The 11,997-nt window shown below is 41.6% G+C and carries 14 protein-coding genes; 12 read left to right on the forward strand and 2 right to left on the reverse strand.

Going from position 1 to position 11,997, the window contains the following annotated elements; translation table 11 throughout:
- Positions 1-8: 8 nt before the first annotated feature.
- Both ABID56_RS00850 and spoVM read left to right on the forward strand, forming a co-directional pair.
- Positions 9-653 carry a thiamine diphosphokinase gene (locus ABID56_RS00850; protein WP_354218484.1) on the forward strand — a complete coding sequence of 215 codons (645 nt, stop codon included), beginning with the start codon at positions 9-11 and terminating at the stop codon, positions 651-653.
- A 34-nt stretch (positions 654-687) separates the two neighbouring features.
- Positions 688-768 (forward strand): stage V sporulation protein SpoVM, encoded by an 81-nt coding sequence (gene spoVM, locus ABID56_RS00855; protein ID WP_354218980.1) that lies wholly within the window; start codon positions 688-690, stop codon positions 766-768.
- Between the two features lie 59 nt (positions 769-827).
- On the opposite strand, the gene rpmB is transcribed toward spoVM, so the two are convergent.
- Complete coding sequence (gene rpmB, locus ABID56_RS00860) at positions 828-1,016, reverse strand: 50S ribosomal protein L28 (RefSeq protein ID WP_354218486.1); 189 nt, start codon at positions 1,014-1,016, stop codon at positions 828-830.
- A gap of 192 nt (positions 1,017-1,208) precedes the next feature.
- Here rpmB and ABID56_RS00865 point away from each other — a divergent pair, with 192 nt between their 5' ends.
- Positions 1,209-1,568, forward strand: coding sequence for an Asp23/Gls24 family envelope stress response protein (locus ABID56_RS00865; RefSeq protein WP_354218487.1), 360 nt, complete (start codon positions 1,209-1,211; stop codon positions 1,566-1,568).
- 30 nt (positions 1,569-1,598) lie between these two features.
- On the forward strand, positions 1,599-3,263 hold the full coding sequence (locus ABID56_RS00870) for a DAK2 domain-containing protein (RefSeq protein ID WP_354218489.1): 1,665 nt from the start codon (positions 1,599-1,601) through the stop codon (positions 3,261-3,263).
- A 50-nt stretch (positions 3,264-3,313) separates the two neighbouring features.
- Here ABID56_RS00870 and ABID56_RS00875 read toward each other — a convergent pair whose 3' ends face one another.
- A complete protein-coding gene (locus ABID56_RS00875; RefSeq protein WP_354218490.1) occupies positions 3,314-4,576 on the reverse strand; it encodes an NCS2 family permease in 1,263 nt (420 codons plus the stop codon).
- A gap of 181 nt (positions 4,577-4,757) precedes the next feature.
- Here ABID56_RS00875 and sdaAB point away from each other — a divergent pair, with 181 nt between their 5' ends.
- The 8 genes from sdaAB (at position 4,758) to ABID56_RS00915 (ending at position 11,984) form a co-directional block, all read left to right on the forward strand.
- Positions 4,758-5,420: an L-serine ammonia-lyase, iron-sulfur-dependent subunit beta gene (gene sdaAB / locus ABID56_RS00880; RefSeq protein ID WP_354218492.1), complete on the forward strand. Its 663-nt coding sequence runs from the start codon at positions 4,758-4,760 to the stop codon at positions 5,418-5,420.
- 21 nt (positions 5,421-5,441) lie between these two features.
- Positions 5,442-6,326: an L-serine ammonia-lyase, iron-sulfur-dependent, subunit alpha gene (sdaAA, locus tag ABID56_RS00885; RefSeq protein ID WP_354218982.1), complete on the forward strand. Its 885-nt coding sequence runs from the start codon at positions 5,442-5,444 to the stop codon at positions 6,324-6,326.
- Positions 6,327-6,332: 6 nt separating this feature from the next.
- Entirely contained in the window at positions 6,333-8,369 is a 2,037-nt protein-coding gene (gene recG / locus ABID56_RS00890; protein WP_354218493.1) for an ATP-dependent DNA helicase RecG, read from the forward strand.
- A 70-nt stretch (positions 8,370-8,439) separates the two neighbouring features.
- The gene (gene fapR, locus ABID56_RS00895) at positions 8,440-9,003 is read left to right on the forward strand and encodes a transcription factor FapR (RefSeq protein ID WP_354218494.1); all 564 of its coding nucleotides are present in this window, start codon (positions 8,440-8,442) and stop codon (positions 9,001-9,003) included.
- Between the two features lie 14 nt (positions 9,004-9,017).
- Positions 9,018-10,031, forward strand: a complete 1,014-nt coding sequence (plsX, locus tag ABID56_RS00900; protein WP_354218495.1) for a phosphate acyltransferase PlsX — start codon at positions 9,018-9,020, stop codon at positions 10,029-10,031.
- Entirely contained in the window at positions 10,024-10,968 is a 945-nt protein-coding gene (fabD, locus tag ABID56_RS00905; protein ID WP_354218496.1) for an ACP S-malonyltransferase, read from the forward strand. Before plsX ends, fabD begins: the two co-directional genes overlap by 8 nt.
- On the forward strand, positions 10,968-11,708 hold the full coding sequence (fabG, locus tag ABID56_RS00910) for a 3-oxoacyl-[acyl-carrier-protein] reductase (RefSeq protein ID WP_354218497.1): 741 nt from the start codon (positions 10,968-10,970) through the stop codon (positions 11,706-11,708). The genes fabD and fabG overlap by 1 nt, the downstream gene beginning before the upstream one ends.
- Positions 11,709-11,750: 42 nt before the next feature.
- Positions 11,751-11,984, forward strand: a complete 234-nt coding sequence (locus ABID56_RS00915) for an acyl carrier protein (protein WP_354218499.1) — start codon at positions 11,751-11,753, stop codon at positions 11,982-11,984.
- Positions 11,985-11,997: the final 13 nt, after the last annotated feature.

Below are 11,997 nucleotides of genomic sequence, written 5' to 3' on the forward strand. Positions count from 1 at the left end.
TCTGTGATATGCGTGTCATTGCGATTGTTGCAGGAGGACCTGTTGACGACATGCCATCTTTTCACCATTACCCTCATATCACAACGTGGATCGGAGTGGATTCAGGTGCCTATAAGCTTAGTCAATCGTTCGACCAATTTGATTATGCGATTGGCGATTTCGATTCCGTTAATGATGACGAATTGGCTGCGATTCATGAAGCATGCGCGAGTGTTCATACGTATCCATCAGATAAAGATGATACCGATTTGGAGTTAGCGATTAAACTCGCGATTTCACTTGATCCTGACCAAGTATTAGTATTTGGCGCTTTAGGCGGACGACGCGATCATGAATGGGTTAACATGTTCATGTTGCAATCATTTATGCCCCATCACATTGATGCATGGCTCGTTAATAAGCAAAATGAAATCACCTTAAAGCAACCCGGCACATATCATATAGAACGAGATGATACCTTTCCGTACGTTTCATTTTTAGCGTTAACACGAACGGTTAAAGGCTTGACGTTAGAAGGATTCAAGTATCCATTAAAGGACCAGACGATTCAAAGCGGGTCGTCATTAACCGTTTCAAATGAATGGAAAGAAAAAATCGGTACTTATTTGTTTACTGACGGCATATTAATAGTGATAAAGAGCCGTGATGGTTAAGCTGTTTGAAACGTGCTGAGCTAGGAGGGGGAAGATGACGTTTTATACGATTAAATTGCCAAAATTTTTAGGTGGTATCGTGAAGTCGATGATCGGGGTTGTGAAAAAAGAATAGGACACAAAAAAACTCGCTTACATTTAAGTTGTAAGCGAGTTTTTATTCTGTGTTTAGCATTATACGCGCTGAACTTTGCCAGATTTTAAAGCACGTGCTGATACATAAACTTTTTGTGGTTTACCGTCTACCATGATACGTACTTTTTGAACGTTTGATTTCCATTTACGTTTATTGGAATTCATCGCGTGTGAACGGTGGTTACCTGTTGACGTTTTACGTCCAGTAACTTTACATTTACGAGCCATTTAAAATCCCTCCTACTTCTGAATCAATCACTTTTATACTTTATCATATGGTTTCTTTGATTTCAACGATGGAATCAAAGTTTATCAAGTTTATTTCCTTGACACATTATGAAAACGTTGTCATGCCTTTTAATCTGTTTGACAATATAGTAAAATAACGATAGTTATCGTCATCAACCAAGGAGGATGGTTATGTCAATAGAATTTAACAATCAATATGGACAAGTATCAATTACGAAAGAAGTCGTCTCAACAATTGCTGGTGGCGCAGCAATGGAATGCTATGGTATAGTTGGTATGGCTTCCAAAAAGCAGTTAAAAGACGGCTTATCGGAAATGTTAGGCAAAGAAAACTTTACGAAAGGTGTCGTTGTACGTCAAGACGATGACGAATTAGCTATTGATATGTACATCATAGTTGGCTACGGAACGAAGGTTTCTGAAGTCGCGCATAATGTTCAAAACCAAGTGAAATATGCGTTGAAGCGTATGCTCGGTTTGGATGTTGTATCAGTCAATATTTATATTCATGGCGTTCGTGTAACGACATAGAGGATTGTTGTGGATGAAGGAGGAAATGTTGTGTCTAAACATACATTAACAGGTGAACAATTCGCTCACATGGTGTTATTAGGGGCGAATCATCTATCGAACCAATCGCAAATGATTGATTCATTAAACGTATTCCCTGTACCAGATGGCGATACGGGTACGAATATGAATTTAACAATGACATCTGGTGCATCAGAAGTTGAAAAGGTAACTTCTGATCATATAGGTGACGTTGCGAATGCACTTGCGAAAGGATTATTAATGGGAGCACGCGGTAATTCGGGTGTTATTTTATCTCAATTATTTCGTGGCTTTTCGAAAAGTATTCAAGACAAGGAGTCTGTTACGGTAGCAGACTTGGCTGATGCGTTACAAGCGGGTGTTGAAACAGCGTATAAAGCTGTTATGAAGCCTGTTGAAGGAACGTTATTAACTGTGGCAAAAGACGCTGGTAACCATGCACAAGAAGTAGCTAAAACGACAGATGATTTTGTGGAATTTTTTACGGCAGTACTTGATGAAGCCAAATCTTCACTCGAACGAACGCCTGAGTTATTACCTGTCTTAAAAGAAGTGGGTGTCGTTGATAGTGGTGGACAAGGTTTAGTAACGGTTTATGAAGGTTTTTTAGCATCACTAAAAGGAGAAGACGTACCACAAACGCAAAGCCAACCATCATTAGATGAGATGGTGAGTGCTGAACATCATAAAATGCACCAAGATTTCATGGAAACTGAAGATATTGAGTTCGGTTACTGTACCGAGTTTATGGTGAAATTTGAAGATGATAAATTACAACAAAACCCATTTGATGAAGATGCTTATCGTGAAGAATTAAGTGAGCATGGTGACTCATTGCTTGTTGTAGCAGATGATGAAGTTGTGAAAGTCCATATTCACGCTGAATATCCAGGCGACGTGATGAGCCTAGGACAAAAATACGGTAGTTTAATCAACATTAAAATTGAAAACATGCGCGAACAACATACGTCGATTGTCGGTGAACAGTCGAAAGAGGAAGAAGTGACCCCTAAACAACCGCTTGCGGTCGTAACAGTCGGGATGGGAAGTGGCATTAGAGAAATGTTTGAAAGCCTTGGTGCTTCTGTCGTTATTGAAGGCGGTCAAACGATGAATCCAAGTACGCAAGATATCGTCGAGGCAGTCACAGAAGCGAACGCTGACCAAGTGTTGGTTTTACCAAATAATAAAAATATTGTGATGGCCGCAGAACAAGTGAACGACTTAGTCGATGTCGATGTGCAAGTGGTCCCAACGAAAACGGTGCCACAAGGTATGGGAGCGATGTTAGCTCTTAATTTAGAAGCTAGTTTATCTGATAATGCGGATGCGATGCGTGAAGCGATGCAACATGTGAAAACAGGCCAGCTAACGTATGCGGTGCGTGATACACAGATCGACGGTCGTAATATCGAAGAAGGAAACTTCATGGGTATTGTCGATGGAACAATTAGTGCTGTTAATCGTGACAAACTCGAAGCGATTTATGAACTATTAAATAATCTTATTGATGATGAAGAAGACGAGATTGTGACGATTTTACAAGGTGAAGAAGGTACTGACGAAGAAGTCGAACAAATGGAAGCATACATTGAACAACACTTCGAAGAAATCGAAGTCGAAGTACACAAAGGCGAACAACCGATTTATTCCTACATTTTTTCAGTTGAATAACAATAAAGGTCCGAGCTCGAATGATGTCATACGAGTTCGGACCTTTTGTTTTACATCATACCTTTTAAAATAAATTCGATTAAAAATAAAATCGAAATGAAAATCATTAATGGATTAAGTTCATGTTTTCGTCCTGAGACGATTTTGACAATTGGATAAGCAATAAATCCAAACGCCATACCATCCGCAATGCTGTACGTAAACGGAATCATAAACATGATTAGAAATGTCGGGAATGCTTCCGTCATATCATCAATATGAATATGTTTGATCGATTGCATCATTAACACACCAACGATAATTAAAATCGGACTAATCGCATTTGCTGGTACGAGTGAAATATATGGGATCAAGACAAATGTCGATAGAAATAATACCCCAATGACAACACTCGCAAGCCCTGTACGACCTTTTGCCGCGGTGACAGCAGCCGTTTCAGCAGCAGGGATCGTCGGTGATGTTCCTAGAAATCCGCTTAACATTGCCGTTAGAGCACTACTTTTATTCGCGCGGTGAAATGCTTCGTGTCGGTCAATCATATCGAGTTGACCGTGCAATAACCCCATGCTTTCAAAGATCAACACAATCGCAAGAGGTAATACGGCAATCCAAAACGTAGCGCTAATCATGTGGTCAAATGCTGGCATCACAAAGAAATTCGCGATGTTATCAGCGGTGATCGTTGTCGGTTCTGTATCAAGCGTACCGAACATATAAGCAATACCCGTACCGATTAACATCGTTAACAGGAAGTTGGCTGGTACATTTTTGACAAATAATACAATACCAACGAGTAATGATAATAAACTGACTATAACAAACGGTGATGAAAAGTCTCCGAGTGAAATAATCGAATAGTCACCACTGACGATAAGGCCACCGTTTTCGAGTCCGATTAAGACGAGGAAAAGTCCAAGCCCGATCGTAATGCCATGCTTAAGTGCATCAGGAATGGCTTGCTTAAACGCTTCGCCAAGCGGGGTGATAGCTGTTAATAGAAAGATAGCCCCAGCGACTACAACGACACCTAACCCTTGTTCATAAGAAAAATCGTATTGCTCAACGATTGAATAGGCGAACAGGGCATTAACACCCATGCCTGGAATGATAATAATCGGGACACGTCCCCAAATACCGACGAGTAAACAACCGACGGCACTGGCTAAGATCGTCGCAATCATAGCGTCTTCTCGGTTTATCCCAGCATCATTTAAAATCGCGCTGTTAACGACGACGATGTAAACGGTCGTTAAATAACCGATCAAACCAGCGATCACATCGTTATACCAACGATGGTTTGGCCAATTATTCATGACGACTCCTTCTTTTTTTGTAAGCCCTCACCCGCCCAGGTCTTAAAAACCCAAAATACATTATAAGCTTTGCATTGAAAAATATCAACTCATGACATGAAGACACGTCGGATAAGTGTTGGCTTTTTGTTCAATTAACGATAAAATGGAGGTAATATGAATTTATAAAGGGGTGTCCGGCATGAAGTTTAGATCGGTGTTCGACATTATCGGACCTGTCATGATTGGGCCGTCCAGCTCACACACAGCAGGTGCTGCTCGAATTGGTAAAATGTCACGTGAATTATTTGGTCGCAAACCAGATTGGGCGAAAATTCACTTATATGGTTCTTTTGCCAAAACGTATGAAGGTCATGGAACAGACGTTGCACTAATTGGTGGTATTTTAGGATTTGATACGTACGATGAACGCATACGCGATGCTAAAACGCTAGCACAAGATGAAAACGTTGACATACAAATCATAGAAGAAGATGGTTCTAGTGATCATCCGAATACAGCTCGGATTGAATTAGGAGATCAAGATGGTACGTTTGAACTCGTCGGTATTTCAATTGGTGGCGGGAAAGCTGAGATTACTGAATTAAACGGTTTTGAACTCCGTTTGTCAGGACAGTCGCCAGCTATTTTAGTGATGCATAATGACCGTTTTGGTGCGATTGCTTCAGTGACAACCGTTTTAGCTGAATATGAGATTAATATCGGTCATATGGAAGTTGCTCGACGAGAAGAAGGTCAGGAAGCGATGATGATTATCGAAACGGACGAAAAAATACCTAACGATGTGATGGAGCAATTAAATGAATGTGATCATATCTTGCAAGTCGTGACGATTTCAGAATAAGGAAGGGGTGGACAGCACATGATGTTTCAAAATGTTAGTGAATTAGTGAAACGCGCAGAAGATGATGGGATTCCCATTTCAGAAGTGATGATTCGTCAAGAAGTTGAAGAAACCGATAAACCACGAGAAGAGATTTTCGCCGAAATGGGTCGTAATTTAGACGTCATGGAAAAATCCGTTGAAGATGGGCTACAAGGTGTAAAATCGACATCAGGCTTAACTGGCGGCGATGCGGTTTTAATCCAACAATATATGGCAGAACAAGAGTCGTTGTCTGGTAATCTACTTTTAGATGTAGTTAGTAAAGCTGTGGCGACGAATGAAGTGAACGCAGCGATGGGAACGATTTGTGCAACGCCAACAGCCGGAAGTGCAGGTTGTGTGCCGGGAGTTTTATTTGGCCTTAAACCGAGGTTAAACCCGACGCGTGAACAAATGATTCGCTTTTTATTCACATCTGGAGCGTTCGGCCAAGTCGTCGCTAATAACGCATCTATTTCTGGTGCAGCTGGTGGTTGTCAAGCAGAAGTAGGTTCAGCTGCGGGAATGGCTAGTGCGGCAGCTGTTGAAATGGCGGGTGGTACACCTCAACAATCAGCTGAAGCGATGGCGATTACCCTTAAGAATATGTTAGGTCTTGTTTGTGACCCTGTGGCAGGTTTAGTGGAAGTGCCGTGTGTGAAGCGTAATGCGATGGGCTCATCCCAAGCCATTGTATCAGCTGACTTAGCATTAGCAGGTGTCACGAGTCGAATTCCGACTGATGAAGTAATCGGTGCCATGTTCCGGATTGGTGAAAGCATGTCACCGGCGTTAAAAGAAACAGCTGAAGGCGGATTAGCCGCAACACCAACTGGCCGTGAATTAGCGAAGAAAGTGTTCGGGCCTGCAATGGGAAGCGAGTGATTTTAAGTGTTTTATGAATCAGTCGATACGATTCCGAGTGTTGGAGATAAAACGAAAGAACAATTAACGATGCTTGATATTGAGAAAGTGGGAGATTTACTCTTCCACTTTCCTTTTCGTTATGACTTTTTAGAATTGAAAGATCTTGAAGACTTAGAACATGATGAAGTCGCCACGATTGAAGGGGAAGTCGCTTCACAACCTAATATCTCTTATTTTGGTAAGAAGAAATCTCGTTTAACTTGTACAATTCAAGTCGGATTAGTCGCTGTGAAGGCTGTCTTTTTTAATCAAGCCTTTTTAAAAGATAAGCTAGTCATGGGTGAAACCGTGACGTTAACGGGAAAATGGGACATGCATCGTTTGCAACTCACTGTACATAAATTCCATCCGAAGTCATTTGATGAAGCGTCATCAATTGAACCTGTCTATCATACAAAAGGCAATCTTAAGATGACTCAGTTGAAGAAGTTTATTCGTTATGCGCTTAAATCTTCGCTTCATGAAGTCGAAGAGATTTTGCCAGGTGATTACTTAACTGATTATAAATTACCGACTCGACAAGAAGCAGTTCGACAGTTGCATGAACCAGCGAACCAAACGACATTGAAACATGCACGACGGCGCTTTATTTTTGAAGAATTATTTCTATTTCAGCTGAAAATGCAATATATTAGAAGAGAAAATAAAGCACAATCGATTGGAACGACGAAAGTATTTGACGACGAACGGCTACAATCGTTCATTCAGTCATTACCGTTTCAACTGACAACTAGCCAAGTGAAAGTGTTAGACGATATTTTACATGATTTACGTGATGAAACACGCATGAATCGATTACTTCAAGGGGATGTCGGCTCAGGTAAAACGGTTATAGCCGCAATCGCTCTTTATGCCACCGCATTATCTGGACAACAAGGGGCTTTAATGGTTCCGACTGAAATATTAGCTGAACAACATGAAGCGTCACTTAACGAGTTATTAGGCGAATCACTGCGTATCCGGTTGTTGACAGGGTCGATCAAAGGGAAGAAGCGCCAAGCGATTTTAGAAGAAGTCGCAAATGGTGAAGTGGATGTGTTGGTCGGGACGCATGCGCTTATTCAAGACGATACGATCTTTCATCGACTTGGACTAGTTATTGTTGACGAACAACACCGATTTGGCGTGAAGCAACGAAAAACGTTACGTGACAAAGGGTTAACCCCTGATGTGTTATTTATGACAGCGACGCCAATTCCGCGAACGTTATCGATTACATCCTTCGGGGATATGGATGTGTCAGTCATCGATGAAATGCCTGCAGGTCGATTACCTGTTGAAACGTATTGGGTCAAACACAATATGACAGAGCGCATCCATCAATTTTTAATCGATCAAATCCAACAAGGTGAGCAAGCTTATGTCATTTGTCCTCTCATTGAAGAATCAGACCAATTAGATATTCAAAATGCGGTTGATATTTTTGAAACATTACGCGATGTTATGCCGGAGTCGATCCAAGTTGGCTTAATGCACGGTCGTTTAAGTGCGCAAGAAAAAGAAGATTTAATGCGCCAATTTGCCAATAATGAGATTCAACTGCTCGTGTCGACTACCGTGATCGAAGTAGGGGTGAATGTGCCAAACGCAACGACGATGGTGATTTATGATGCTGAACGATTCGGTCTTGCACAATTGCACCAATTACGCGGACGAGTCGGTCGTGGCAGTCAGCAAAGCTACTGTGTGTTAATGGCAGACCCGAAAAGTGATAACGGAAAAGAGCGAATGCGCGTGATGACGGAGACGACAGATGGCTTTGAGTTGTCGGAACATGACTTAAACATTCGCGGACCAGGTGACTTTTTTGGCAAACGTCAAAGTGGTTTACCAGAATTTAAAGTGGCGAATATTGTTGATGATTACCGGGCGTTAGAAGTTGCAAGACAGGACGCTGTGCGTGTCATGCAAGAAGGACGGTTAGAAAAAGACCCTAATTATGCTAAGCTGAAACACTTGATTGAATCGGATCCGCTAATCCAAGAACGAATTTTTGATTAATGTTTGCATCTAACGGTGACGTATTATATATTACTATTAGGACCTAGTCATAAAACGGATGGTGTATGACATGAAAAAGAAGAAACAAGAGCGACAAGAGCAGTTAACTCAACTGATTGAAGACACACCATTTATTACCGATGAAGCGTTAGCGGAACAATTCGGTGTCAGCATTCAAACCATTCGTCTTGATCGATTAGAATTGTCGATTCCAGAATTACGTGAACGGATCAAACATGTAGCGCAGCAACAATGGGATGAAACGGTTAAAGCTTTACCGCTTGATGAAGTGATCGGTGAAGTGGTTCATTTAGATTTAGATCAATCGGCTATTTCATTATTAGACATTGGAGCCGAACATGTTTTTTCTCGTAACCAAATTGCACGTGGTCACCATTTATTTGCCCAAGCTAATTCGTTAGCGGTCGCCGTTATTGATGATGATTTAGCTTTAACGGCTCAATCTGATATACGTTTTACGCGCCCTGTTAAGTTGCATGAGCGTGTTATAGCTAAAGCTTACGTGCGAGGCGAGAATGAAAAGGGACACACCATTGTCGATGTGACGAGTTATGTTGACCAAGAAATGGTATTCCAAGGTCAATTCCACATGTATCGATCAACAGATGAATAAAGGAGTTAACGACGATGAAAATTGCAATAGATGCTATGGGTGGTGACAATGCTCCGCAAGCCGTGGTTGAAGGTGCGATGCAGGCAGTCAGTCACTACGATCAATTAGAGATAATACTGTACGGTGATGAAGAGCAAATCAAGCCATTTTTGACATCTAATACCGATCGGATTGCGATTCATCATACGACTGAAAAAGTTGAAAACGATGACGAACCAGCTAGAGTAGCGCGTAAAAAGAAACAAGCGTCAATGGTGTTAATGGCTGAAGCTGTGAAGAATGGTGAAGCGGATGCTTGTATTTCTGCCGGAAATACAGGGGCGTTAATGAGCGTTGGTTTGTTTAAAGTTGGCCGCATTAAAGGGATTGAACGACCAGCATTAAGCCCGACGCTACCGACAGTCGATGGACAAGGCTTTTTACTGTTAGATGTTGGCGCAAATGTCGAAGCGAAGCCGCAGCACCTTTTACAGTACGCGATGATGGGGTCAGTCTATGTCGAAAATGTTCGTCATATTAAAGAACCACGCGTCGGTTTGTTAAACGTTGGGACAGAAGACGGAAAAGGAACAGAATTAACGAAACAAGCCTTTGATTTAATGAATGATGCCCCGATTAACTTTGTTGGAAATGTGGAAGCGCGTGATCTGTTAGAAGGTGTAGCTGACGTCGTCGTAACAGACGGCTTTTCAGGTAATATCGCCTTGAAATCGATTGAAGGAACGGCTTTAACGATGTTTTCGATGATTAAAGATACGTTCTCACAAAACATAAAAACAAAACTAGCAGCTGGCTTAGTTAAATCGGATTTAAAAGGTATTAAAGACCAACTCGATTATTCGGAATATGGTGGTGCCGGGTTGTTTGGCTTAGCAGCACCTGTTATAAAAGCGCACGGATCATCCAATGGTCGCGCTGTATTTAGTGCCATTAAACAAACATACGATATTGTCGAAAAAGATGTCGTTAATCGAATCCAAGCAGACGTCGAAGCAATGAATGAACGAAAGGAGTCTCATGATGGCTAAATTAGCATTTCTCTTTCCTGGTCAAGGATCACAAGAAGTAGGTATGGGAAGCGCGTTTTATGAGCAATTTGACGATGTGAAAGCCTTATTTCAACGAGCTGATGATGTATTAGGTTATGGTTTGTCTGATTTAATGTTAAACGGGCCAGACGAAACGTTGACGAAAACCGAAAATGCTCAACCCGCTTTGTTATTAAACAGTGTCGCGATATTAGACCATATTAAACGAGCTGGCATAGAGCCGGACATGGTTGCTGGTCATAGCTTAGGCGAATATAGCGCACTGTATGCGGCTGGCGCTCTCTCGTTTGATGATGCGATCCAAGCAGTTCATAAACGCGGTAAATTAATGGAAGAAGCTGTGCCGAGTGGACAAGGAACCATGGCAGCTGTTTTAGGATTAGATGATGAAACGATTCATAACATTACTGAAAACGTGACAAAATCAGGCGAAACAGTCAATGTCGCGAACTATAATTGCCCAGGTCAAACGGTTATTTCTGGAACAGTTGACGGCGTTAACCAAGCGATTGAGCAATTGAAAGAAGCGGGTGCTAAACGCGCTTTGCCACTCAATGTTAGTGGACCGTTTCATTCGGACTTGATGAAACCTGCGAGTGAACAGTTCCAATCAGTCTTGGATGGTGTGAACATTCAATCGGCTCATATTCCAGTTTATGCTAATGTGACGGCCGAACCGATTCAGGATGAAGATGAGATCCGTGAGCGTTTAATCGAACAGTTATATTCTCCCGTTAAGTTCAAACAAACGTTAGAAAACATGGTGGAACAAGACGTTGATGCGTTTGTTGAAATTGGGCACGGTAAGGTGTTAGCAGGCCTTGTCAAAAAAGTTCATCGCCGAGCTAAGATTTACAATATTCAAGACGTTGAACAATTAAATGCGTTTATTGAAGACATGAAGGAGGAATCGTAATGTTAGACGACCAAACGGCCCTCGTAACTGGGGCATCACGTGGTATTGGAAAAGCAATTGCATTAGAGCTTGCCAAAAGTGGTGCGAATGTCGTTGTGAACTATTCAGGTAGTCAAGCGAAAGCTGAAGAAGTAGTTGAAGAAATCAAAGCCATTGGTCGCGATGCGATTGCGATTCAAGCGAATGTATCTAATAGTGATGATGTCCAAGCGATGATTAAACAAACAGTTGAACAATTCGGTTCTGTAGATATTTTAGTTAATAACGCTGGAATTACGCGTGATAATTTACTTATGCGTATGAAAGAAGAAGAGTTTGACGATGTTATTGACACGAACTTAAAAGGCGTATTTAATTGTATTAAAGGCGTTACGCGTCAAATGATGAAGCAACGCGGTGGTAAAATCGTAAACGTGGCATCCATTGTCGGCGTTATGGGTAATCCAGGACAAGTTAATTACGTTGCTGCGAAATCAGGTGTGATCGGCATGACGAAATCGGTAGCGAAAGAATTAGCTTCTCGTCACGTCAACGTGAATGCTGTCGCACCAGGCTTTATTGCGACCGATATGACAGATGATTTAACCGAAGAGCAAAAACAACAAATGCATGACATGATTCCGCTTGACCGTTTAGGTGATCCGGAAGATGTCGCGCGCGTCGTCCGCTTTTTAGCTTCAGAAGACTCGAAATATATGACCGGTCAAACGTTACATGTTGATGGCGGTATGGTCATGTAATAATATAGACAATAATTGATTCTTTGAAGGGAGGTGAACGACATGGCAGACGTATTAGATCGTGTCAAAAACATTATCGTTGAACGTTTAGACGTTGACGAATCAAAAGTAACAGAAAACGCTTCATTTAAAGATGATTTAGAGGCAGACTCATTAGACGTTGTAGAGCTCGTCATGGAGCTTGAAGATGAGTTTGATTTAGAGATTTCTGATGAAGACGCTGAAAAAATTAATACAGTAGGTGATGCTGTTAATTACATAAACAGCAATCAGTAACTGAGAAAACAGA

The sequence above is a fragment of the Alkalibacillus flavidus genome (assembly GCF_040545925.1).
Lineage (GTDB): Bacteria > Bacillota > Bacilli > Bacillales > Alkalibacillaceae > Alkalibacillus > Alkalibacillus flavidus.